The organism is Propioniciclava soli (genome assembly GCF_038502305.1).
Classification (GTDB): domain Bacteria; phylum Actinomycetota; class Actinomycetes; order Propionibacteriales; family Propionibacteriaceae; genus Propioniciclava; species Propioniciclava soli.
The window spans coordinates 3,642,254-3,667,327 of record NZ_CP115965.1 but is presented as its reverse complement, the minus strand read 5'-3'; the positions used below and the strand labels follow the sequence as shown (position 1 = coordinate 3,667,327).

The 25,074-nt window shown below is 67.4% G+C and carries 16 protein-coding genes; 11 read left to right on the top strand and 5 right to left on the bottom strand.

Features of this window, described 5'->3' with window-relative positions:
* The first annotated feature begins 72 nt into the window (after positions 1-72).
* From PCC79_RS16555 to PCC79_RS16535, 5 genes are read left to right on the top strand one after another with little or no spacing between them, the layout of a single operon-like run.
* A complete protein-coding gene (locus tag PCC79_RS16555) occupies positions 73-5,241 on the top strand; it encodes a DEAD/DEAH box helicase (protein ID WP_342372514.1) in 5,169 nt (1,722 codons plus the stop codon).
* Positions 5,238-8,048 (top strand): helicase-related protein, encoded by a 2,811-nt coding sequence (locus PCC79_RS16550; RefSeq protein ID WP_342372513.1) that lies wholly within the window; start codon positions 5,238-5,240, stop codon positions 8,046-8,048. The genes PCC79_RS16555 and PCC79_RS16550 overlap by 4 nt, the downstream gene beginning before the upstream one ends.
* Positions 8,049-8,053: 5 nt before the next feature.
* On the top strand, positions 8,054-10,996 hold the full coding sequence (locus PCC79_RS16545) for an Eco57I restriction-modification methylase domain-containing protein (RefSeq protein WP_342372512.1): 2,943 nt from the start codon (positions 8,054-8,056) through the stop codon (positions 10,994-10,996).
* 12 nt (positions 10,997-11,008) lie between these two features.
* Positions 11,009-11,953, top strand: coding sequence for a hypothetical protein (locus PCC79_RS16540; RefSeq protein WP_342372510.1), 945 nt, complete (start codon positions 11,009-11,011; stop codon positions 11,951-11,953).
* Complete coding sequence (locus PCC79_RS16535; protein WP_342372508.1) at positions 11,950-12,510, top strand: hypothetical protein; 561 nt, start codon at positions 11,950-11,952, stop codon at positions 12,508-12,510. The genes PCC79_RS16540 and PCC79_RS16535 overlap by 4 nt, the downstream gene beginning before the upstream one ends.
* On the opposite strand, the gene PCC79_RS16530 is transcribed toward PCC79_RS16535, so the two are convergent.
* On the bottom strand, positions 12,479-13,789 hold the full coding sequence (locus tag PCC79_RS16530; protein WP_342372507.1) for an ISL3 family transposase: 1,311 nt from the start codon (positions 13,787-13,789) through the stop codon (positions 12,479-12,481). The two genes, PCC79_RS16535 and PCC79_RS16530, sit on opposite strands and share 32 nt — an antisense overlap.
* A gap of 146 nt (positions 13,790-13,935) precedes the next feature.
* Here PCC79_RS16530 and PCC79_RS16525 point away from each other — a divergent pair, with 146 nt between their 5' ends.
* The 5 genes from PCC79_RS16525 to PCC79_RS16505 all read left to right on the top strand — a co-directional run bounded on the left by PCC79_RS16525 (position 13,936) and on the right by PCC79_RS16505 (position 19,898).
* Positions 13,936-14,244, top strand: coding sequence for a hypothetical protein (locus tag PCC79_RS16525; RefSeq protein WP_342372506.1), 309 nt, complete (start codon positions 13,936-13,938; stop codon positions 14,242-14,244).
* 80 nt (positions 14,245-14,324) lie between these two features.
* Complete coding sequence (locus PCC79_RS16520; RefSeq protein ID WP_342372505.1) at positions 14,325-16,958, top strand: AAA family ATPase; 2,634 nt, start codon at positions 14,325-14,327, stop codon at positions 16,956-16,958.
* Positions 16,933-18,144 (top strand): McrC family protein, encoded by a 1,212-nt coding sequence (locus tag PCC79_RS16515; protein ID WP_342372504.1) that lies wholly within the window; start codon positions 16,933-16,935, stop codon positions 18,142-18,144. The genes PCC79_RS16520 and PCC79_RS16515 overlap by 26 nt, the downstream gene beginning before the upstream one ends.
* Positions 18,145-18,148: 4 nt before the next feature.
* Positions 18,149-19,108: a hypothetical protein gene (locus PCC79_RS16510; RefSeq protein ID WP_342372503.1), complete on the top strand. Its 960-nt coding sequence runs from the start codon at positions 18,149-18,151 to the stop codon at positions 19,106-19,108.
* A 61-nt stretch (positions 19,109-19,169) separates the two neighbouring features.
* On the top strand, positions 19,170-19,898 hold the full coding sequence (locus tag PCC79_RS16505) for an HIRAN domain-containing protein (RefSeq protein WP_342372502.1): 729 nt from the start codon (positions 19,170-19,172) through the stop codon (positions 19,896-19,898).
* Here PCC79_RS16505 and PCC79_RS16500 read toward each other — a convergent pair.
* From PCC79_RS16500 to PCC79_RS16490, 3 genes are all read right to left on the bottom strand, one after another.
* Positions 19,895-20,515, bottom strand: a complete 621-nt coding sequence (locus PCC79_RS16500) for a hypothetical protein (protein WP_342372501.1) — start codon at positions 20,513-20,515, stop codon at positions 19,895-19,897. The genes PCC79_RS16505 and PCC79_RS16500 overlap by 4 nt on opposite strands.
* Positions 20,516-20,679: 164 nt before the next feature.
* Positions 20,680-21,414 (bottom strand): hypothetical protein, encoded by a 735-nt coding sequence (locus tag PCC79_RS16495; RefSeq protein ID WP_342372500.1) that lies wholly within the window; start codon positions 21,412-21,414, stop codon positions 20,680-20,682.
* Entirely contained in the window at positions 21,398-23,059 is a 1,662-nt protein-coding gene (locus PCC79_RS16490) for an N-6 DNA methylase (RefSeq protein ID WP_342372499.1), read from the bottom strand. The genes PCC79_RS16495 and PCC79_RS16490 overlap by 17 nt, the downstream gene beginning before the upstream one ends.
* Positions 23,060-23,218: 159 nt before the next feature.
* Between PCC79_RS16490 and PCC79_RS16485 the strand changes: the two genes are divergently transcribed.
* Complete coding sequence (locus PCC79_RS16485) at positions 23,219-23,461, top strand: helix-turn-helix domain-containing protein (protein WP_342372498.1); 243 nt, start codon at positions 23,219-23,221, stop codon at positions 23,459-23,461.
* Positions 23,462-23,560: 99 nt separating this feature from the next.
* Here the strand turns inward: PCC79_RS16485 and PCC79_RS16480 are convergent, their stop codons facing one another.
* A complete protein-coding gene (locus PCC79_RS16480; RefSeq protein ID WP_342372497.1) occupies positions 23,561-24,649 on the bottom strand; it encodes a site-specific integrase in 1,089 nt (362 codons plus the stop codon).
* Positions 24,650-25,074: the final 425 nt, after the last annotated feature.

Below are 25,074 nucleotides of genomic sequence, written 5' to 3'. Positions count from 1 at the left end.
GCTGCCAGCGAGCCACCGGTATCCCCCCATCGCTCCGGATAGAGTGCCAAGAACCAAAGGGGGTTTGGCTCAGTGGATGTCTTCAGTGTGCGCGACAAGGTCATCGACGACTACCGCTCCTTCACCACGGCATCCATCGACATCAAGGACGCCCGGCTGAAGGAGCATTACCAACGCGAACTCGATGGGGATCGTCAGTGGCCGGAGCCGTGGATCTCGCTGAATCCCGCGTTCGAGACTGGCGGCCGGATCGACGATCTGGTGCGCGAGGGCCTCCTCCATCCCGAATGCGACCGTATCTTCCGGGTGAAGCAGCACGTGGATGACCTTGGTAGTGCACCTTTCACCCTGCACCGCCACCAGCGTGAGGCCATCGAGGTCGCGCGTTCCGGCCAGAGCTACGTGCTCACCACAGGCACAGGTTCGGGCAAGTCGTTGGCGTACATCGTCCCGATCGTGGATCACGTCTTGCGGCAGCCCCGGACGCCGGGGGTGAAGGCGATGATCGTGTATCCGATGAACGCGCTGGCCAACTCGCAACGCGGCGAACTCGAGAAGTTCCTGCGCAATGGTTACGGTGATGGGCGCGAACCTGTCACGTTCGCCCGCTACACAGGTCAGGAGCGGGGCGAGGAACGCGACCGGATCTTGGCGAATCCGCCGGACATTCTGTTGACGAACTACGTCATGCTCGAGTTGGTGCTGACGCGTCCTGAGGAGCGCGCCCGGTTGGTGAAGGCCGCGAAGGGGTTGCAGTTCCTCGTCTTGGACGAGCTGCACACCTACCGCGGACGCCAAGGCGCCGACGTGGCGATGCTGGTGCGCCGCGTCCGGGAGGCGTGCTCGTCGCCGCACCTGCAGTGCGTGGGCACCTCGGCCACCATGTCGAGCGACGGGTCGACGCTCGACCAGAAGCGCACGGTCGCCGAGGTGGCCACCCGCATCTTCGGGGCGACCGTGATTCCAAAGCATGTGATCGGGGAGACCCTCACCCGGGCCACGGCAGCAGGCGCTGGCGCGGACGTCGCAGCCCTGCCCCAAGCGGTCAGGTCCGGATACCTGCCCGACGACTACACCGGGCTCGCGGCGTCCCCGTTGGCGTCGTGGATCGAGACGACGTTTGGCCTGGCCACCGAAGAGGCGACGGGCCTGCTGATCCGGCAGGTGCCCCGCCGCCTGCGGGAGCATGCCGCCCCTGCCTTGTCCGAGGTGACGGGCCTTCCGGTGCAGGACTGCCACGATGCGATTCAGAAGGCCCTCCTGAAGGGCTCGCGGGTCCGGCATCCCGAGACCGGACGCCCCCTGTTCGCGTTTCGGCTGCACCAGTTCCTGTCGAAGGGCGACACGCTGCACGTGTCCCTGGAGCCGGAGCAGGACCGGTTCATCACCTCGAAGTACCAGGTCGCCGTCCCGTCGGCCCCGGAGAAGCTGCTGTTCCCGCTGGCGTTCTGCCGCGAGTGTGGCCAGGAGTACGCCGTCGTCAAGGCAATCACCAAGCAGGGCGAGACCACCTACGCCCCGCGCGCGTCCCGCGACATCACCGCGGGCGATGCGGTCGATGGCTACCTCTACCTGTCCACGCAGTTCCCGTGGCCGGCCGACCCGATCGCCGAGGGCCGCCTGCCCGACTCGTGGGTGGGTCCCGACAACCTGCCGCTGGCCAACAGGGTGCGCTACCTGCCGCAGCGGGTACGGGTCGACACGGCCGGCCATCGCGTGGACGTGGGCGGGACGCCGGCGGCGTTCATCCCGTCACCGTTCACGTTCTGCCTGTCCTGCCAGGTCAGCTACGAGCAGACTCGCGGCCGCGACTTCTCCAAGCTGATCACCCTGGACGCAGAGGGCCGCAGTTCGGCGGTCTCGGTGCTGTCGACGAGCCTGGTGCGCGCCCTGCGTGAGGTCCCTGAATCCGAGCTTCCGGCCGAGGCTCGCAAGCTGCTGACCTTCGTCGACAACCGGCAGGACGCCAGCCTGCAGGCTGGCCACCTGAACGACTTCGTGCAGGTTGCCCAGCTCCGCGGGGCCCTCTACGCCGCCATGAAGGCGGCTCCCCGGGGTCTGACCCACGAGGGTGTCGCCGCCAAGGTCGTGGACGCCCTGGGCCTGGAGTTCGCCGACTACGCCGCCGCGCCGGACGCCGTGTACTCGGCCAAGACGCGCACTCAGCGGGCACTGCGCGATCTGGTGGAGTACCGGCTGTACCTCGACCTGCAGCGCGGCTGGCGGATCACCATGCCGAACCTCGAGCAGACCGGCCTGCTTCACGTGGGCTACGAGTCACTGCCGGAGATCGCCGCCGACCAGTCGCTGTGGTCGAGCGCCTTGGAGCCGCTGCGGGATGCGCGGGACGGGCATCGCGAGGAGTTGTGCCGGATCGTCCTGGACGAGTTCCGGAAGGTGCTCGCCGTCGACGTCGACTGTCTGACCGAACTCGGCTTCGAGCGGGTCAAGCGTCAGTCGTCTCAGGAGCTCACGGGCGTGTGGGCTGTGCCTGCCAACGAGATGGTTGCCCCGGTCGGCATCGTGTACGCGTTCACCAGCCAGCCGGGCAGGGGCCGCAACGACCTGCACCTGACCGGCCGCTCCGCGCTGGGACGCTACCTGTCCCGCCCGAACCAATTCCCCGGCCATGCCGGCAAGCTCGTCGCCGACGATGCGCAGCGCATCATCCAGGACATCCTCGGCGTGCTTACCCGAGCCGGTCTCCTCACCGAGGCCGACGGTAGCTTCGGACGCCGCGGCTACCGGCTGAAGGCGTCCGCGTTGGTCTGGTCCGCCGGGAACGGCACGAGCGCAGCCGCCGACCCGATCCGCAAGACGGTGGACGCCGACACCGGCGGCCGAGTCAATGCCTTCTTCCGCACCCTGTATCAGGGGGTGGCCCGCGAACTCCGCGGTCTGTCGGCTCGGGAGCACACCGCCCAGGTGGGTCCCACGGAGCGTGAGGAGCGCGAACGCGCCTTCCGGAAGGGCACGCTGCCGCTGCTGTACTGCTCGCCGACGATGGAGCTGGGCGTCGACATCTCGAGCCTGAACGCGGTGGGCCTGCGCAACGTCCCGCCGACGCCAGCGAACTACGCGCAACGCTCGGGACGGGCGGGCCGGTCAGGGCAGCCGGCCCTGGTGCTCACGTACTGCGCGACGGGCAACTCCCACGACCAGTACTACTTCCGACGGTCCCAGCACATGGTCGCCGGCTCGGTCGCCGCCCCCCGGCTCGACCTGGCGAACGAAGCGCTCTTGCGAAGCCACGTCCAGGCGGTCTGGCTTGCCGAGACCGGCGAGAAGCTGGGCTCGCGGATGACCGACCTGCTGGACGCCGAGGGTCTGGCCCCGTCGCTGGTGATGAAGCCGGAGAAGGAGCGCGCGTTCGCTGACCCGGACGCCATCCGGCGGGCCACCCGGCACGCGCAGGCGATCATCGAGCCGATGCTTCCCGAACTCAGGGCCACGGCCTGGTGGCAGGACGACTGGGTCGCCGACGTCGTCCGTGCCGCGCCGCGCACCTTGGACGAGTCGTGCGACCGGTGGCGCCGCCTCTACCTGGCTGCGCTGGCCGACCAGGACGCCCAGAACCGGATCGTCCTGGAGAGCCACCTATCTCCACGCGCTCGCCAGGCCGCGACCACCCGCCGCCGCGAGGCGGAGAACCAGTTGCGGCTGCTCCGCAACGAGGACGACGAGTCGGGCCACTCCGACTTCTACACCTACCGGTACTTCGCGTCGGAGGGCTTCCTGCCCGGCTACAGCTTCCCGAGGCTGCCGCTGGCCGCCTACATCCCGGCGGTCCGGGGAGGGGTGGGTTCGCGTGACGGCGGCGACTACATCCAGCGTCCGCGTTGCTTGGCGGTCTCCGAGTTCGGCCCGGGTGCGCTGATCTACCACGAGGGCGCCCGCTATGAGGTGAACCGCGTCCAGGTGCCGCTGGCGCAGTCGGGGCAGGCGAGCGTGGACACCTCCGAGGCCCGCCGCTGCGAGGCGTGCGGGTACCACCACGACCGGCGCGCAGGTCTGGATGTGTGCGAGAACTGCGGCGAGGAACTCGGCGCCACCACGTACGGCCTCATGCAGTTGACCACCGTCTACACCCGTCGCCGGGAGCGGATCTCGTCGGATGAGGAGGAGCGACGCCGCGCCGGCTTCGAGTTGCAGACGTCCTACCGGTTCAGCCAGCACGGTGCCCGCTCGGGCAAGCTCAGTGCCGAGGTGCTGGCCGACGGCGCACCGCTGGCCGACCTGGCCTACGGCGACTCGGCCGAGGTGCGGGTCACCAACCGCGGGCGTCGCCGTCGCAAGGACGCGACCGAGGTCGGCTTCTACCTTGACCCGGTAAAGGGCCAGTGGCTGTCCGACAAGGCCGGCGCCGACGCCGAGGCCGACGACGGTGATTCCGACCCGGATGAGGCGAACTGCGTCCGGGTGATCCCGTACGTGCGGGACAACCGCAACATCCTCGTCCTGCGGCTGGCGAATTCCGTCCCCGACGAGGTCGCCACCACCCTGCGCTACGCACTCGAGCGAGGCATCGAAGCGGCGTTCCAGTTGGAGGACTCCGAGTTGGCCACCGAGTCGCTGCCCGATGACCAGCACCGCGGCCGGATGCTGTTCACCGAGTCCGCCGAAGGGGGAGCCGGCGTCCTGCGTCGCCTGCAGGCGGAGTCGAACGCGCTCGCGCTGGCTGCCCGCACCGCCCTGGAGATCGCCCACTTCGATCCGGACACCGGCGAGGACCGCAGCACGTCCGAGGCGGGCAGCGAGCGCTGTGAGAAGGCGTGCTACGACTGCCTGCTGTCCTACGGCAACCAGTTCGAGCACACCGCGATCGACCGTCACCTGATGCGCGACCTGCTGCTGCGGTTCACCAGCGCCCAGACGAGCGTGTCGGCGTCCGAGCTGCCGCGCGGCGAGCACGCTGACGAGCTGCTGGCCGCCTGCGACACTGATCTGGAGCGCGACTGGCTGCAGGTGCTGATGGCGGGCGACTTCCGGTTGCCGGATGCCGCGCAGCCGCTGCTGGATTCCGCGCGTTGCCGGCCGGACTTCCTGTACTCCGAGGCGGGGGTGGCGGTGTTCATCGACGGTCCGGTCCACGACCGGTCGGACAAGACCGCCGAGGACGCCGCGGTGGAGGAGCGCCTTCTGGACGCGGGGTATTCCCTCGTCCGGTTCACGCACGATGAGGATTGGCTGGCCAAGCTCCGCGAGCGCGCGGACGTGTTCGGGGAAGGACGGCGGGTGTGACGACCTTTGCGGTGGGGAGTCTGGTGGCGGCGCGGGGCCGCGAGTGGGTCGTGCTGCCGGACAGTTCCGACGACTTCCTCGTCCTGCGTCCCCTGGGCGGCACCGACGACGACATCGCCGGCGTGCTGCCGGCCATCGAGCCCGTGACGACGGCGTCCTTCCCGCCGCCCACCGCCGACGAATTGGGCGACCACGAGAGCGCCCGCCTGCTGCGCAGCGCCCTGCAGATCGGTTTCCGATCCAGTGCCGGCCCGTTCCGGTCGCTGGCCGGGATCGCTGTCGAACCGCGCGCCTACCAGCTCGTACCCCTGCTGATGGCGCTGCGGCAGGACACCGTCCGCCTGCTCATCGCCGACGACGTCGGCATCGGCAAGACCATCGAGGCGTCCCTCATCGCCGCCGAACTGCTGACCATCGGGGACGCCCGCAGGCTGGCGGTCCTGTGCAGCCCGGCCCTCGCCGAACAGTGGGCTAGCGAGCTGCGCGCCAAGTTCGGCCTGGAGGCCGAGCTGGTTCTGCCCAGCACCGTCCGCCGGCTTGAACGCCAGTGCATCGGGGACGAGTCCATCTTCGAGCGGTTCCCGATCACGGTCGTGTCGACCGACTTCATCAAGTCCGACCGGCGACGCAACGAGTTCCTGCGCACCTGCCCCGACCTGGTCATCGTGGACGAGGCCCACACCTGCGTGGCGGACGGCGGGCTCGGCGGCAAGGCCCGCACACAGCGCTACGAACTGGTCCGCGAGCTGGCCAAGGACGCCTCCCGGCACCTACTGCTCGTCACCGCCACCCCGCACAGCGGCAAGGATGAGGCGTTCCGCAACCTGATCGGCCTGCTCGACCCGGTGCTGCACGACCTCGACCTCGACCAGACCAAGGGCCGCGAGCTGCTGGCGCGGCATCTGGTGCAGCGGCGCCGTGCCGACATCCGCCAGTTCCTGGATGAGGAGACCCCGTTTCCGTCCGACCGGCAGTCCAAGGAAGTGGCGTACAAGCTGTCGCCCGCCTACCGCGACCTGTTCGACGACGTGATCGCCTACGCCCGCGAGACCGTGAGCACAGCGAACGGCGCCCGCGAGCAACGCATCAACTGGTGGTCGGCGCTCGCCCTGCTGCGCGCGCTGGCATCCTCGCCGCGGGCCGCCGCCCAGACGCTGGCCACGCGCTCTGCCGCCTTGGGCGGCGAGGACGCTGCCGAGGCCGACGCCCTCGGCCGCTCGGCCGTCCTCGACCTGGCCGATGACGAGGCCCTCGAATCGGTCGACGTCGCGCCGGGCGCTGACGCCTCCGCGGCGTTGGGCACCCCCCAGCAGCGCAAGCTGCGCGGCTTCCTCCAACGCGCCAAGGCGCTCGAAGGCGCCGGCGACCGCAAGCTCGACGCCATCACCGCGCAAGTGAAGGGGCTGCTCGCCGACGCCTGCGCGCCGATCGTTTTCTGCCGGTTCATCGACACCGCCGAGTACGTCGCCGAACACCTCACCCAGAAGCTCGGCAAGGGCACGACCGTCGCGTGCGTCACCGGCATGCTGCCGCCCTTGGAACGGGTGGCCCGCATCGCCGAACTGGCGGACGCCGACGGCCCGGTCGTGCTCGTGGCCACCGACTGCCTGTCCGAAGGCGTCAACCTGCAGGACCAGTTCCAGGCCGTCGTCCACTACGACCTGGCGTGGAACCCGACCCGGCACGAGCAGCGGGAGGGCCGTGTCGACCGGTTCGGCCAGCAGCGCGACGTCGTCCGTGCGGTCACCTTGTACGGCCAGGACAACCGGATCGACGGCATCGTCCTCGACGTCCTACTCCGCAAGCACGAGGCGATCCGGAAGGCGACAGGGGTGTCGGTGCCAGTGCCGGACAACAGCGATGCTGTGTTGGAGGCTCTGATGGAGGGCTTGATCCTGAGGGGGAGCGATCACCGCCAGGACACCCTCGACTTCGAGTACGACCCGAAGGCCGTCGAGCTCGACAAGGAGTGGAAGTCCGCCGCCGAGCGCGAGAAGGCTTCCCGCACCAAGTTCGCCCAGCGTGCCATCCACCCGGACGAGGTGGCCGACGAGGTCGCCGAGATCCGCGCCAACCTGGGCACCCACGCCGAGGTTCGCGCCTTCACCGAGCAGGCGCTCACAGCTCTCAAGGCCACCCTCAAGAGGACCCAGCGCGGCTTCACCGCGTCCACCGGCCCGCTGCCCGGCGGCCTGCTGGACGCCCTCCCACCGGGCCGGGAGAGCCAACTCACTTTCCTGAGCGACTTCCCGGTCGCCAAGGGCGAGAACGTGCTGCACCGCACGGACGCCGCCGTCGAAGCGATCGCCTCCTACGTGCTCGAGTCGGCGCTCGACCCGAGCCTGCCCGCCTCCGTCCGGCCCGCCCGCCGCTGCGCGGTCGTCCGGACGGCGGCGGTCGACACGCGCACCACGCTGCTGCTCGTCCGCTACCGGTTCCACCTCACCCTGCCGTCACGCGCGGGAGAGCGGACGGCCGTGGCCGAGGACGCCGCCACCCTCGGCTTCACCTCCCGCGACGGCGTCCTGTCGTGGCTGGAGCCCGACGAGGTCAGCGCCTTGCTCGACGCCCCGCCGTCGGGGAACGTCAGCAACCCCGGCCAGTACCTCACGTCGGCGCTGGGCCAACTGGCGCAGGTGCAGTCGCATCTGGACGACCACGGGCAGGCGCTCGCCGAGAAGCTCCGGGCCTCGCACCGGCGGGTGCGCGCGGCATCCGGTGCGGTGGTGCGCGGGTTGGGCGTGCGGGCCGAGAGCCCACCCGATGTGTTGGGCGTGTACGTGTTCGTTCCGGTCCCGAAGGGTTGAGAGCCATGGCAGCCGAATCGTTCGTGGGCGTCCGGGTGGCCGGTGGCCTGCTGCCCGCCGAACTGTTGTCGCGGATCGCGGCGGGAGGCCTGGCCGGGCAGGCGTCCAGCGACTACCACCTGGCCCCCGGCGAGACCGTCCGCGAGGCGGCGAACCGGGCGTGGGCATACCTGACCGGCGTCTGGGCGACCTACCGACAGGCGGCCGACAAGCTGCCGGAGTCGGACCGCGGCACCACCCTCACCCGGGAGCGGTGGCTCCTGATCCTGCTGCGTGAACTCGGGTACGGGCGCGTCCCGACCACGCCTGCCGGTGGGCTGAGCGCCGACGGCAAGCAGCTGCCGGTCTCGCACGCGTGGGAGCACGTGCCGATGCACCTGCTCGGCCACGGTGTCGAGCTGGACCGGCGCACCCACGGCGTCGCGGGCGCAGCGACCTCGTCGCCGCAGTCGATGGTGCAGGAACTGCTCAACCGGTCGGACGCACACCTGTGGGCGATCCTGTCCAACGGGCTCACCTTGCGGCTGCTGCGCGACTCCACGTCGCTGGTCGGGTCGGCCTACATCGAGTTCGACCTGGAGGCCATCTTCGACGCGGACCTGTTTGCCGACTTCCTACTGCTGTTCAGCGTGTGCCACCAGTCGCGGCTCGAAGTGCGTGACCCCGAGAAGGGCGCGGCGTCCTGCTGGCTGGAGGCGTGGCGCACTGAGTCGCTGGAGTCGGGTTCACGGGCGCTCAACCAGCTGCGCGACGGCGTGATCCAGGCGATCACCACGCTCGGCACCGGGTTCCTCGCACACCCTGCGAACGCCCCCCTGCGCGACGGGCTCGCTGAGGGCAGCCTGCGCATCGAGGACGTCAACCACGGCCTGCTGCGGGTGGTCTACCGGCTGCTGTTCACGTTCGTCGCCGAGGACCGCGGTCTGCTGCTCGCCCCGGACGCCGACCCCACAGCCCGGCAGCGCTACCGCGACTACTTCTCGACCGAGCGGCTGCGCCGCACGGCCCGTCGCCGGCGCGGCACCCGGCACGCCGACCAGTGGCGCGCGCTCAACCTGGTCTGGGACGGGCTCGGGTCGGTTACCGGACGCCCCGAGCTCGGCCTCGTCGGCATCGGCGGCCTGTTCGAACCCGGCGCCCTCGACCTGTTCCGGGGCTGCGGCCTGTCCAACGAGGCGCTGCTGCGGGCGGTCCGGCACCTGAGCCTCGTCGAGGAGCCCGGCTCGAAGATGAAGCGCGTCGTCGACTACCGCAACCTTGGTGCCGAGGAGCTGGGCTCGATCTATGAAGCGTTGCTGGAGTTCGTGCCCTCCTGGGACGCCGGCCGGCGGGTCTTCGAGTTGTTGTCGGCCGCGGGCAACGACCGCAAGTCGACGGGCTCGTACTACACCCCCACCTCGCTGATCGACTGCCTGCTCGATTCGGCCCTCGACCCGGTGCTCGACCGCGCCGAGCGCGAATACGACCCAGAGGCGGCCCTGCTGTCCTTGACCGTGTGCGACCCGGCCTGCGGGTCGGGGCACTTCCTGGTGGCGGCCGCGCGCCGGATCGCCAAGCGGGTCGCGGCCATCCGGACCGGCGACCCCGAACCACCGCCCGAGCGGGTCCGAGAAGCGCTGGCCGACGTGGTCGGCCGCTGCCTCTACGGCGTCGACCTCAACCCCCTGGCCGCCGAACTGGCCAAGGTGTCCCTGTGGCTGGAGACCCTCGACCCCGGACGCCCCCTGGCGTTCCTCGACGCCCAGATCAAGGTCGGCAACTCACTGATCGGGACCACCCCTGCGCTCGTCGAGCAGGGCGTTTCCGACGATGCGTTCGCGGCGCTCGAGGGCGACGACAAAAAGATCGTCGCGGCCCTGAAGAAGCAGAACAAGGCCGAACGCTCCGGGCAGGACGACCTGTTCGGCGACGACTCTTCACCCACCCTGGACGCCGCCGTCGCGGGCGAACTGGGTGCGCTGATCGGTGGCGTGCGTCCCGCGTCGCTGGCGGACATCCAGGTCCGCCAGCAGCGACTCAAGGCCCTTGAGGCCAACCCGGCGCTGCAACAGCAGCGTCTAGTCGCGGACGCCTGGTGCGCCGCGTTCGTGTGGCCCAAGCAACCGGGCGGGCCCAAGCCCATCACCGACCGCAGCGTGCACGCCCTCGCACGTGGCGAAGCGCTGCCACCAGCCACCCTCGCGACCATCCACGAACTCGCCGCCGAGTACCGGTTCTTCCATTGGCACCTGGAGTTCCCGCACCTCTTCAGAGCCAGTGGACCCGCCGACGGACCGGGCTGGCGCGGCGGGTTCGACGTCGTTCTCGGCAACCCCCCATGGGAACGCGTGAAGCTGCAGGAACAGGAGTTCTTCGCCGTCCGGGACCCCCAGATTGCCGCAGCTCCCAACGCCGCAGCCCGCAAGCGCCTCATCCAGGCCCTTCAGACGTCCAATCCGTCGCTGTACGAGGCGTACCTCGGCGCGCTGCGGCGCGCCGCCGGTGAGTCGCATCTGCTGCGAGTTTCGGGCCGCTACCCGTTGGCGGGGCGCGGCGACATCAACACTTACGCGGTCTTCGCCGAGGGCAGCCGCGCTCTCATGAACGAGCACGGCCGGATGGGCATGATCCTGCCCACCGGGATCGCGACTGACGCCACCACCCAGTACTTCTTCAAGGACTTAGTGCAGCGGGGCAGTCTGGCGAGCCTGTACGACTTCGAGAACGCCAAGCCGCTGTTCGAAGGAGTGCATCGCTCCTTCAAGTTCTGCCTCCTCACCCTCACCGGCCGCGAGGAGCGGGTGGCCCGAGCTGAGTTCGCCTTCTTCGCCCACGATCCCACGGACCTGCTCAAGGATGACGCCCGCTTCGGGCTCACCCCCGAGGAGATCCAGCTCCTCAACCCGAACACCGGCACCTGCCCAATCTTCCGCACCCGCCGCGACGCGGAGACCACCCTCGGCATCTAACGCCGCGTCCCGGTGCTCATCAACGAGACCGACCCGGTCAACGGCAACCCTTGGGGCATCAAGTTCATGACGATGTTCCACATGTCCAACGACTCGCACCTGTTCCACACTTGGGACGAACTCGAAGCCGATGGCTGGACCCTCAACGGCAACGTCTTTGAGCAGACCGTCATCGCACATGAGAATCGGGAGGCGCGATTCGAACGGATGTTGCCGCTCTATGAGGCGAAGATGATCCACCAGTTCGATCACCGCTGGGCCACCTATGAACCGGCGGAATCCATTCGGGACGTTACGCTGGCCGAAAAGCAGGACCCGACATTTGTGCCCCTTCCTCGCTACTGGGTGCGCGAAGAGGTCGTCCGGCATCGTCTCGGTGACCGATGGGGTGAGGAGTGGATCCTTGGCTGGAGAAACATCTGCCGCTCAACGGACGAGCGAACGACTATTGGGTCGCGCTTCCCCGCGGCGGCCGTTGGTCAAAGCCTGCCGCTAATCCTCACCCGAGGTCATGCGCCACTGCTTCAAGCGATCATCTCTTCATTCGTCTTCGACTTCGTCGCGCGTCAGAAGCTTGGCGGCATCAACATGACGTTTGGCTACTTCAGTCAGTTTGCTGCACCACTTCCGAGTCTTCAGGCCCCGTGGCTGACGGAGGCTGTCGAATGGTTCGAGCGGCGGAGCCTGCACCTGCAGTCGCCCGCGTCATGGCGTGTTCCGAGTCGGGACGTGGTCAGGGGCGAACTCGATGCGGCCTGCTTCCACATCTACGGGCTGGGGCGGGAAGAAGTCGAATACGTCATGGACACCTTCCCCATCGTGAAGCGCAAGGACGAGGCCGCCTATGGGACCTACCGGACCAAGGACCTGATCCTGTCCGCCTACGACGCGATGGCCGAGGCGAAGTCGTCAGGTCGCACCTACCAGCCACCCTGGCCCCAGGAGGTTTCCGCATGACCGAGACCATCGAACGCATGCTTCACCTCTACGAGGCGAAGATGATCCACCAGTTCGACCACCGCTGGGCGACCTACGAGCCCGATGGGACGGTGCGGGACGTCACCCTGACTGAGAAACAGGATCCGACATTCGTGTCGCTGCCCAGGTATTGGGTCCGGACGGAGGGCGTCCGCGATCGCTCGGGTGACCGCTGGGATCGCGAGTGGCTCCTCGGTTGGCGCGACATCTGCAGGAGCACGGATGAGCGCACCATGATCGCAACGACCAACGGAGAGGGCGCCAGCCCCGAGGGTGGCACGTTGCTTTCATTCCCGGAGCCGCCCCATGGCGCTCCCGCCTTGTTGGCAGTGTGGAACTCATTCGCCTTCGACTTCGTGGCAAGGCAGAAGGTCGGCGGGACCCACCTGAAGTACTCCACGATGCGGCAGCTTCCGGTGCCCGCACCCGATCATCTTTCGCAGGGTGTCCCTTGGGCGCAGGATGCCTGGGCGGATTGGCTTGGGGTCCGCGTACTTGACCGGCTCATCCCAAACCACGGTGTAGTCGCGGTCTGAATCCGCCGGTCTCGAGGAGGGATCTGGCGATGTAGTTGGTGAGGTTCCGGAAGCCGAGGGCGCTGCCGCGGAGGTGTTCCAGCCGGCCATTCAGAGCTTCGGTGGGACCGTTTGACGTGCCCGGCCGGTCGAAGTAGGCGAGGATGTCAGGGGCCCGCTTCTTCAGTGTGCGGCCCAGCACGGCGAGCTCGGTCAACGCGGCGGGGACACCGCTGCTGAGGGCGGCGATGACGGCCTGCATGCGGGCCTTCCCTTCAGCGGGCTTGGGTTCGCGATAGGCGGCGATCATCCGTTGGTAGACCGCCCAGGTAGCTTCGACTTCGACGTGCTCATCGCCGGCGAACAAGGCTTCCAGCCGGGCCTTCTGCCTGGTGGTGAGCAGATCCAGGCCGGTGTGCAAGGTGCGACGGGCCCGGTAGAGCGGATCATCAGCACGGCCTCGGTGGCCGTGCAGGGTCTGTTGGACCCGGCGCCGGCACTGGTCGAGGGCATCGCCGGCCAATCTGACTGCGTGAAACGGATCCAAGACGGTGACCGCGTCAGGGAGTTCCTCGGTGGTGGCGGTCTTGAACCCGGTGAAACCATCCATGGCCACGACCTCGACTCCGTCCCGCCACACCTTGGGCCGGGTGGCGAGCCACGTCTTGAACGCCTGCTTGGAACGTCCCTCGACCATGTCGAGCAGACGCGCGGGACCAGTATCATCCCTAACGGGAGTAAGGTCGATGATCACCGTGACGTACTTGTCGCCCTTGCGGGTATGCCGCCACACGTGCTCGTCCACGCCAAGAACCCGCACGCCGTCGAACCGTGTCGGGTCGGCGATCAGGACACGCTGTCCCTCGGCCAGCACCGCATTGTTCGCGGTGTCCCATGACACCGCCAACCCTTCAGCGATCCGGGCCACCGTTAGGTGTGCGATCACGAGCGCTTCCAGCGCCCACCGCAGGGCGCGGCGGGACAACAAGGCGCGGGGCTCGGCAGCCTTGGTCATGTCCTGGCGCCACACATGCCCACAGTCGCCGCACCGGTAGCGGCGCACCGTGACCTCCAGGGTGGTGGGCCGCCAGCCCAGCGGTTCGTGCGCCAGCCGACGCGTCACGGTGTCGCGCGGGGCACCCTCGCACCCGCACCGGTGACACCACTGGTCAGGCTCCACGATCCGGCAGGCCAGCACGGCCCGCTGAGGTTCGACGCGTTGGCCGACCACCTCCAAACCGAGCCCGTCCAAGCCGGCGAACGTGGTCAGGTCAGGGCGCGCGAAGGTAGCGTAGGACACGTCGGGGTCTTCCTGGTGGATCGGTGTAGGAACCTCCATCCTCGGGGGACCCCGACCCCCAGCACGGCACCGACGCGCCACCCACCTGCCCGCCGAACACAGGCTCCCGCTACACCCTCAAATCGGAAGAGCCACTTGACCTCTTGGTGGACTCTGACGAGATGAACGCTCTAGCTACCGATTTCGGAGTCACCCGCACGCGAGGAGTGTGGGACCCGGAACGGCGCCGGCGTGTTCGTGCAAAACTCGATGCTGCGACGTTCCACCTGTTCGGGATTGCCCGGGACGACGTCGACTACATCATGGAGACGTTTCCCATCGTCAAGCGCAAGGACGTGGCGGCCTACGGTTCGTACCGGACCAAGGACCTGATCTTGGAGGTCTACGACGCCATGCAAGCAGCAATCGAGACCGGCGGCGCCTACCGGTCACCATTCGAATGGGAGCAGCCATGACCTCAATGGGTTTCCAGGAGGAAGCGACGGGCTCGATCGCTGAGCCCGAGGTTGGAAGCGGTGGGGGAACCGCGTGGGTGGTGAGGGCCGGCAGAGAGGGTGAGGCGGAGGCGTCCAATCTGGCGCTCGGCCGCGCAAGCATCGGGTGGTCCGAAGTGCCGGACATGTCGTCGGTGACCTCACGCGAGCAGGTTCGCGAGATCGTCGACGGGCTCTATCCCGACGCTTCGGCTCAGAGCCGCGCCAACACTGCGGGCCAACTGTGGGCGTTCCGTAGTTCCATCGCGGCGGGCGACCTGGTGGTCATGCCTCTGAAGACCCAGCGGGGCATGCTTGCGTTCGGGAGGTGCGCCGGCCCCTACGGGTACGACGCCGAGGCCGCAGAGGCTGCTCGGCACTACGTGTCTGTTGAGTGGCAGCCCGATCTGGTCTCCCGTGAGACGCTGCAGCCGGATCTTCTGGCCATGGTGAACGGCGCCATGACTGTCTTCAGCGTCTCCCGGAATGACGCAGTGGAGCGCCTTCAGTTCGTGGCGGATCGTGGCGTGGACCCCGGTTTCGGATCGGGTGATGGGTCTCAGGAGCCGGTCCGGCGCTGGCTGCTGTACCGCACTCTGCTCGAGGTGTTGGCGGAGCACGGCCGGCCCTTGCGTCGGTACGAAGCGTACGAGCGCGTTGCTGAGCGGCTTGACGGTCAGCTCACCGACTACGAGCTTGCGACGTTCCGTGATGCTGACGACACCACCCGGTGGCGTCACAATCTCGGCTGGGGGACGACCGACATGGTGGCGGCCGGGTGGATGACGAAGTCGCGTGAGGGCTGGGCGATCACGGAGGCTGGCAGGGAGGCCCTCGAGACGCATCCCGATGGGATCGGTCTTGACGTCGAATCCGCGCGCGCCTACCGGGACCGCTTGAAGTCCCGAAAGACGGGCTCGGCCACGGAGACCGACTACGCCCAGATTCTCGAGGCCGCCTTGGAGCTCCTCGAACCGGGCCAGTGGACGTCGTATGGCGAACTGGCCGCCGTGGCAGGTACCAATGCCCAGACCGTCGGCAACTTCATGAACAGGACCTCCGCGGAGGGGGCATACCGCGTTCTTGGGAAAGATGGGCGTCCCGCCGACGGCTTCACGTGGGCTGACGGCCGAACCGACAACCTACGGGAGGTGCTGGAGTCTGAGGGCGTCCAGTTCGATGAGTCTGGGGCGGCGAGCGAAGCCCAGCATGTCCGCACCGAGGATTTTCGGGCCTTCCTCGAGGAGAAGGGTGTCCTCGCAGCTCTGCCGCGACGCGCCTGGCTGGTGCGGGGGTCGTCCGTGGACGGTCATGACCTCGTTCCTAGCTGGCGTCAGGACGGCTTCGCATCGCTGCGGGCGTCCAAGCTTCGCGAGGTGGATCCAGGAATCGGGCGTCCGGAGCTGAAGACCATTGTGGACGAGGACTACTCGCAGACCTCGTATGCAGCCAAGGCGGCCAAGCTGGACGAGTTCCACGCCTTCCTCTCGCGCATGCAGGTGGGTGACCTCATCACGACCACCAGCCAGGGACAGCTGTACTTGGGCCGCGTCACGGGGCAGGTCGAATACGTCCAATCGGCTGGCGGTCTTTCGAACCTGCGCCGGACCGTGGAGTGGGCGCCGGAGGGCTTCGACTATGGGGACCTGGCCAGTGAGATCAAGGCGCGTCTGCAGGTGCAGTACGACGTGGTGGAGATGACCCAGCAGTTGGATCTGTTGGAGAAGCTGCTGGCGGCGCAGACCGCGGTCGTCGAGGACGACGAGCCACCGGCCCAGCCGGTCGTCGCGCGCGAATTGACCTTGCCGGGTGCTACCGATGCCCTGGCTGAGTCGCTGAACGTGGATCGGGCGTGGTTGCAGGAGTGCATCGACCTCCTGCGGGACCGTCCGCAGTTGATCTTCTACGGGCCGCCGGGCACGGGCAAGACGTTCATCGCCCAGCACCTCGCCGCCCACTTGGCGGGCGACAACGTGCGGCTGGTGCAGTTCCATCCGGCTTATTCGTATGAGGACTTCTTCGAGGGTTACCGGCCGTTGGAGGAGGGCGGGTTCAAGCTCAAGCCCGGTCCGTTGCGGAAGACGGTGGACGCCGCGCGGGAGAGTCCGTCGACGCCGTACTTCCTGATCATCGACGAGATCAACCGCGGCAACCTGGCGAAGATCTTCGGCGAGTTGTACTTCCTCCTGGAGTACCGCAGCCAGAACGTCGACCTGTTGTATGCCACCGATGACGACATCGGGTTCACGCTCCCGGAGAACGTGTTCATCATCGGCACGATGAACACCGCGGACCGTTCGATCGCCCTGGTGGACGCGGCGATGCGTCGCAGGTTCGCGTTCGTGCCGCTGCACCCGTCCGAGCCGCCCACCAACGGTGTTTTGCGCAGGTGGCTGGCGGCGTCCGACCTTGATATGGGGATCGCGGATCTGTTGGAGGAATTGAACCGGCGGATCGAGGATCCGGACTTCAAGATCGGCCCGTCGTACTTCATGCGGAAGGCAGTGCACGAACAGGGCGGTCTGGAGCGGGCGTGGCGGACGGCGATCCTGCCGCTGTTGGAGGAGCACCACTACGGCGACGGCACCGACGTTCGTGCCCGGTACGGGTTGAACGCGATCCGCGCCCGCGTGGCCGGCCGGTCGGCGTCCGACCAAGCGGGGAGTGGTGGTGGCGAACCCGCTGATCCTGCGTGAGGGTGACCCGCCGCGGTTGGTGGAGTTGCGGCGTCCGGTCGCGGACGCGTTGGCCGCAGCGGGGGTCGTCCAGGTCGCGCTGACGGATCGTCCGGGGTGGTGGGAGGTGACTCCGGGCACGCAGATCGGGGTCGTCAGCGTGGCTGGCTTGCAGGTGGTGATCGAGCCGAAGATCGACATCAACCGGTTGGTGTTCCTGATGGGGTACGCGCGGCGGCCGGACTTCTGGCGCGATGACCGGGTGCTTCTGGACGCCGACGCTGATCTCCCTGAGGCCTTGGCGGACGCGTTCGTGCGGTTGGCGAGGCGGGCGTTGGAGCAGGGACTGCTCAAGGGGTACGTGACCGTCGATGAGACCCTGGCGGTGTTGCGGGGCCGGGTGCGGGAGGCGGACCAGTTGCGGCGCCGGTGGGGGCGGAGCATCCCTTTGGAGGTGCGGTACGACGAGTTCACCGTCGACATCGCCGAGAACCAGGTGCTGTTGGCGGCAGTGGAGCGGTTGTTGCGGACGCCGCGGGTCGGCGTCCGGCATCGGGCTGGGTTGCAGCGCCTCCGGTTGCAGTTGGGGGACGTGACCGCTCCTGGGCGGGGCGGCGTCCGGCCTTCGTGGACGCCGTCGCGGTTGAACGCGCGGTACGTGCCGGCGTTGGAGTTGGCGGAGTTGGTGCTGGCGGGGCACTCGTTCGAGCAGCGGGTGGGGGAGCTGGTGGTGTCGGGCTACCTGTTCAACATGGCGACGATTTTCGAGGACTTCGTGACGGTCGCGTTGCGAGAGGCGTTTCGGCCGTTCGGGGGACGTTCGCGTTTGCAGTACCGCACCCATCTGGATGAGGCGGAGACCGTGCCGGTTCGTCCGGACTTCGTCTGGTCGGCCGCCGGCGTCCCACGGGTGGTGGTGGACGCGAAGTACAAGGCTGAGAAGCCCGCCGGGTTCCCGCAGGCCGACCTCTACCAGATGCTCGCCTACTGCATCCGGCTGGGACTTCCGGTCGGGCACCTCGTGTACGCCAAGGGATACGAGGTCGCCCGTGAACACCTTGTTCAGAACGCTGGCGTCCGGATCATCGCGCACACCCTCGACCTCGACGCCGATCCTGACGTGCTGCTGAAGGTGCTGACGTCATTGGCAGGGTGGATGAGGCAGGCCGTGGGGAAACCGGCCGAAGGCATCAGCAGGGAGGAGTGACCCGGTGGATGACTCCGTCTGGGAACGGATCGATGTCTCTGGCTGGCCCGTCCGTCGCGTCGAGGCAGCGGGGTCCAACAAGGTTCTTTGGCTCAAGCATCCTGCGACTGGCGAACTGTGGCTGCACAAGAACATCGACGTGCCGGCTAATGGCGTGCCGCAAGGCGAGGACTGGGCCGAGGTCACGGCGACCCAAGTGGCCAAGCTTCTGGGCGTTCCCTGCGCGGAGACCTCCTTATGCCTTCGGGAGGATGTGCGGGGCTCAATATCGAGATCGGTGATTCCAGATGGATGCGACATGAACGAAGGCGGTGTCGTGCTCGAGACTGCGGGAGTGTGCGGCTACTTCCGCCAGACCGACAGTCGAAAGGTGCGTGATCCGAAACGACCTCGTGTGAAGCGCCCGGGCCATACTCTCGAGAACATCCGGGACGTGCTGGAGGGTGTCGAGCCTCCCGAGGCCTTCGCCGGCCCAAGTGGGAGCACCGGTTTCGACGTCTTCGTTGGGTTCACGATCTTGGATGCGCTGGTCGCCAATCGTGACAGGCACGAGCAGAACTGGGCTGTGCTTCGGCCGCGCCTCATCGATGAGCCGGAACGATTGGCCCCGTCTTTCGATCACGGCGGGAGTCTTGGCTACAACGTTCGCGATGAGGAGCGGCTGCGCTGTCTGGAGGAGCCGGCACGTCTCGAGAAATGGGCAAGGCGGGGCACGGCACACAGGTTCGAGCACGTGGGGACGGCACAACCCTTGGTTGACCTAGCGCTTCAGGCTGTTGGTCTGGGCTCCGCATCGGGGGCACTATGGTGGCGGGGGCGGCTGGAGGCGCTCAACTTGGAGCCGGTTCATGCGGCTCTGATGAGCGGGATCTCAGGAATGTCAGAGGCCGCTGCTACGTTCTCAAGCAGATTGCTGGACATCAACCTAGGGAGGCTCCGAGATGCGATCACCGGCAGTGGTTGACGGTCCCACGCGGCGAGACTCGCTCGAGATCAGCGATCTCCTTGTTCTGTGGCAGCACCCCGTGACGCGTGAGATCGTGCCGATCGGTCGTTTCACTCGCGACGGTCAGGGCTTCGGCTTCTCGTACACCCGCGCGGCGGAGGACGTGCAGGGGTTTCGGCCTCTGCCAGGCTTGACGAACTTGCATGCACGGTACGAGGACACCCAGATCCCGGCCGTTTTCAACCAGCGGGTCATGTCTCCGGACAGGCCTGACTACGGCGAGTACATGCAGACGTTGGGACTGGCCGACGGACTGGCAACCCCGTGGGAACAGATCGTCGAGTCTGGGGGTGACCGCGCAGGCGACACCCTGCAGTTCATGCCAGTCCCTGCCGTTATCGAGGGTCGCGCCCGTGCCCGCTTCCTGGCAAACGGGTTCAGTCACATCCCCGATGCTCCTCGGCACTTCGCCGGACGAACCGTGGACGTCACCCGAGAAGCGCAGGAAGCTGCTCTGGGCGGCCTTCAGGTCGGCGACCGGGTCTTGCTCGAGCCGGAGCTGTACAACCCTGAGGATCCAAACGCGATCTTGCTGACAGTCAGCGGCATACCCTTGGGCTGGGTGCCGCGTGCCCTGTCCGCGAGCCTGCGCCCCCTGGTGGAGTCGCAGAATTGCTTCGCAACCGTGCATCGACGCGGGCTCCCAGGAACCCCTTACCACCTCCGGCTGGCCGTTGACCTCGACACGCCGGTTCCCCTCGGCTTCAGGTTCGACACGGACGGGCGCTGGGAGCCGCTAGCAGGCTAGTAGATGAGTGGGTTGGGATACCCCGCGACCTCCAGCCGAGCGTCCAGCGGCATGTAGGAGCAGATCAGTTCAAAGTCGGCTTGCAGCCCTCGGGCGCGGAGCTCGGAGCTCTGCTGGTCCACCAAACGCAACAAGTTCAATACATCAGCGGCGGCGTACGCCACCTGCTCGGGGCTCAGTTCTGAGGCGCCCCAATCACTGACGCGAACCGAACCCTTGTCTAGGTGCAGGCTGAAGTGCCGCTCGAGCAGGGGACCAAGGCTGTGTTCACGTGCGGGGAGCTGCGGATTCAGCAACTTCGATGCCGCCTTCGTGCAGTAGACGGGACCCGTTTGAGCTCGCCAAGTGGCCTCTAGAAAGCGCAGGTCGAACGGCGCGAAGTGGAAGACCTTGGTGATCAGTCTGTCCCGCAGGAGCGAAAGCAGGTTCTCGGGATACGCGTCCGATCGCCGTATCAAGACCGCACCCGTTGCTGGAGTGAAGAGCTGACATAGCTCCAAGGAGTCCCGCCGCCAGTCAAGTCCTGTTGTCTCTGTGTCGACTGCAACCAAGTGCTCTCGCCGGAAGGTCTGTGCCAGATCGCGTGGGAGGTCACCCGTTACGATGCGTGCGGTCACCTGCGCAGCCTAGCCACCTTCGCCGTCTTCGCGCAGGCCCCTTGAACGCCAGTCGCCCATCGTCGACTCCTCGATGTGCGGTCGCGCCAGGCGGTTGCTCGCAACAGGACCGCAACCCTCGAGATCAGATCAGCGTGTGCAAGTCCCTCTTCAACGACACGCCACTAGAGCTTGGTGACCTGACCGTTTAGGCCTTCGTAGAAGTCGAAGTTGCGCTCGCCTACGAGGGTGATGAGGTCGTCGAACATCTGGTCGAGGGACACCTCGTTCTCCAAGTCGTTGACCTCGAACACGCGGACCGTCGGCTGGAAGACGTTGAGGTCGACGAGCACGACGTAGAACTTCTCGTACTGCTCGTCGCGGCCAGCAGGGTCCTGGCGTCCGGTGAACAGCCGGAACCGCGGCCCGACATTGAGGAAGGTCGAGCGGCGGCGCGCAGTGCCATCATTCTCGGACCCGGCGTCGAGTATGAGGAAGCCGCCCAGGACGGCGTAGGGGAACCGGCGGTGCAGAGTGACCGCCTCGTTGAGCATGTCTGCGCGTCGGTTGGTGAGGTTCTTCTGGTAGTTCCCAGAGCGTGCGTCCTTGAACAGGATCGTCTTCACGCTGACGGCCAGGATGAGGCCGGACTCCTCTGTCGCCCAAGTAACGTCGACCTTCTTGGCGCCGATGCCACCGGCCAGTCGCCGCTCGGCTCCGCTGGAACCCACGACCCCGGGACCGGAAGGGCGCGCCTCAGCCATGCCACGCTGGCGCAGCTCCTCCGCGAGGGCGAGGGCCACGGCGGCGGACACCCTCTCGTTGTAGTTCTTCTTGTTCGCCTGGGTGTCCGTATCAAGGGGCTTCTGACCACAGCCCTTGAGTGCGGCCTCCATGGGGTTCTCAACCCTGGACAGCATGACCGCGCGCCTCCCGTCGTCCCGCGAGCTCATCGCGGGCCTGCCGCACGGCGCGCACCGTTGGCCGCGAGATGCCCAAAGTCTCGACCAGCAGAGCGTCGTCGACCATCTTGACCGCCTCGGCTAGCTTGCCGCTGCGCAGCTTGCCGCCCACCTGGGGTCGGATGGCGGTGAGCTTCTCGCGGGCCTTCTCTAGGGACTCGGCTGAGGGTACGAGCCAGCGTGCGGCCTCCCCAGGTTCCATCTTGAGCACACCGCCACCGTAGGCGCGGCCTGCCAGCTCGGCGCTGAGCATGGTGAAGGAGTTGAGGGCGCCCAATGGCAGCAGCTCGCGGCCGAGCTTCGAGTGCTTAGGGTGCAGGTACACGCCATGGATGCTGTTGAGGTGGTACGCCTTCGCGGTGTTGGTGACCAGCCGCACGGTGTCGGCGTTCATGTAGGTCAGGAACAGGTCAGGCGGGGGCAGCAACGGCACCTGCCACCACAGGCGGCGCGTGCGGCTCTTGTAGGTCTGATCGACCCCCTCCGCGATGCCGGTGGCTAGGTAGCCAGTAGCAGCCTCGGACAGGAGGCCCTCCGCGGGGTAGAACAGGTGCGTCCGGCGGCCCTTCTTGCCCAGCTTCCGCAGAGCGGCAGTTGAGAGCTCCAGGCCGCGCAGGTGGGATGAGCCGGGAGGCGACAGGGGAAGGGTCTCGCGGGCACTCAGGCCGACCTCCGCGACTGTCGCCGGGCTCATAGCGAAGTAGTTGTTGCGCCCCGTGACGATGCCGAGTCGGGTGCCGCCCCACTTGCTGAGTGACTGGAGCTGGTCGGCACTGACGGCGTCGAGCAGCGCTGCGGTGACCTGGGTGCCGATGGTGGCGCCCGACCACTTCTGCGCGGGGTCCGCGGGCGTCCAAGTGATGGCCGGCGGCATGGCCTGGAGGTCCGCGGCGTTGCGCACCTGCAGGACCTGGGCGCTGGTTGTAGACCCCTCCTGGTAGCCGGAGGCGAGCAGGAGCACGGCCTCGGTCTCGGCCTCGGCGAAGACCCGTTCCTCGAAGAGCACCAGCTCGATCGAGCTGAATCGCTCGAACAGGAAGCGACGGACGGCGCCTGCGTAGTTGGCGGTCAGCAGCTCGGCGGGCAGCACGAAGCCCAGGCGCCCGCCTGGACGCAGGTGCAGAGCCGAGGTCACCGTGAATGCGGCCCATGCCGAGGCCAGCCCAGACAGCGCTACTCCACCACGCAGCGCTGCAGCTCTGGCTCGCGTGCGCTGTTCGCCCGCGAAGTCCTGGAAGCGGATGTAGGGAGGATTTCCGACGACCGCGTCGAAGACAGGCTCGACGGGGCGCTCGAAGAAGTCGCCGACGGTGATGTGGGCGACGCCGCCTGCCGCATCCACGCGACGGCGGCCCTCCTCGGCACTCCAGGCATGGAGCTCGGAGCCGTGGACCTGCGGGGCTTCTGCGCCCAAGGAGATGAGCCGGTCGACCGCACGGACCAGGAACTCAGCATCGCCAGTGGAGGGTTCGAGAACCTTGTCGGTAGGGGCTTCGATGGCCCAGTCAACGATGTAGGACGCGATGGCGGGTGGCGTGAAGAAGGCACCACGTGCCTTGCGAAGGCCCTGGGTGTCCTCAGGGTCCCGGTTGGGTGCGCTCACCACCGCCATCGTTGCTCTCCTTATGCTCAGGAACGAGGCTATCCGGCCCCGGTGACAGTCCCGTGCGGATTTCGCGCGGGGTGTCCGTGAAGGGCCTTCGTGGTCACTTCTGGAGGGTGAAGGACGACACCAGCGTCCATCGACGACCAAGGAGATGACATGACCACCCTGACGACGACCCGTTCGAGGAAGACCACCCAGCAGCCGACGTCCGATCGCACGTCGCAGTGGCTGTCCTACCCTGAGGCGGCAGAGCTCTCCACGCTGTCGGTGCGATCGTTGAAGCGGCTGACCGCGGCGGGGAAGCTGCCCTGTTACGTGGTTGGAGGCAAGGTACTGCGGCTCAAGGCCTCCGATGTTGAGGCCCTGTTCGTGCCCGCGGACGAGTGCCGAGGACGGTGACCCTCTGACCGCATCTGGATCCTTGGAGTGCGCGCTCCCAGCGGGCGCGCACTGCACGTTTGTGCTGAGAATTCAGTAGCCGAGGGGCGCGTCGCGCTGTCACTCCTCGACGGCAGGCTGAGCGAGCGCAGCCATGCGTTTGGCAAGGTCCTTCTTCCGGTCGTTGACGGCTTCTTGGTAGCGCATGGCGACGTGGATGTCGCTGTGGCCGGCGAACTGCATGAGTTCCTTGGTGGTGGCGCCGCTGATGGCGGCCATGGTGGCAGCGAAGTGGCGGAGGTCGTGGAAGCGGAAGTCGGGGCGTCCGATCTGGTGGCGGGCCCTGTAGAAGCCGTTGCCGGGGTGCGTCTGCTTTCCCCTACGGTCGAAGCGGGGTGCGTGGCCGTAGACCTGTCCCGGGCTGAGTGGCCGTCCGTCGGTGCCGGGGAACACCAGCGCGTCGGGGTCGCTTCCTGTGTAGGTGGCGAGGTGCTGCCGAACGTCCTCGATGAGGTGGGGTGGCAGGTAGATGGTCCTGTGCCCGGCGAGGGACTTGGGTGTGGTGATCAGGCGTTCGCCGGCGACGGTGACGGCGGCCTGTTCGACGGTGATGGTGCCCTCGGTGAGGTCCTCGCTGAGGTAGATGTCGCGGCGGCGTAGGCCGGTGAGCTCTCCGAAGCGGAGGCTGCACCAGGCGGCGAGGAGCACCATCAGGCGGTGCTGGGGGCGCATGGCGTCGGCGAGTTCCTGGACTTGGGCAACGGTGAGGAGGTTGATCTCCTTGGGGACGGCGCGGGAGGTGGCCCCTTCGACGCTGACCGGGGACTCCGTGACCAGCCTGCGTGCCACGGCGGTACGGAAGATCGCCTTGAGCAGCGAGTAGGCGTGGGTGCGCATGGTTGGCGCGTCCGGACGGGAGTGGAACCAGCGCTCCACGTCGGCGGTGGTGATCGCGGTCAGGGGCAGGTCGTGGAACGGTGCGAACCAACGCTGGTGGATGTCGAGGTAGTGCTCCTTGGAGCGGTCCTTCAGGGGGCGCCCACGCACGAGTCGCTTGTCGATCCATTCCCGGGCGAACTCGTCGAAGGTGATCGCTTGGGCCTCGGCGAGCTGGCGGCGGATGGCCGGCGGCGTCCACTCGCCCCGCTCGATGAGGCCCAGTTCCTGGCCCAGCCAGGTCTGAGCGCGGACCTCGGTGCTGAAGGTCATGCCGGCGGTATGATGTTTCCTATCGGGCCCGGTGTAGCGCACGGCGAATCGATTGCCGGTCTTCAAAACCGATCCGACTGAACGAAAGCGCGTGCCCTTGGCCGGCCCGTGGCGGCGCTTCTCGGAGCTCGGGCTCGATCTTTCTTCCCCGGTCCTGTGTATCTTCCGTGTATCTTCGCGGCCCGATTCGGCGCCGCGCGCCTTCTTCGTCACCTGACTGATTCTAGGACGAAGAGCAGTGAAACACCTAGTAGATGCCTGATAGGCCCGAAGTGTCACGGGTTGGCCATTGAGGCCGTTAGGGTCAATGGTCAATTTCAAGTCCAGTTAGGCCCACCCGTTCAAAACCCCTCCCACTAGGGCAGGGGGTTTTACCATTGCGCGGCCGGGGTGACTTATGGACAACTCAACGATCCGGCCCCCCT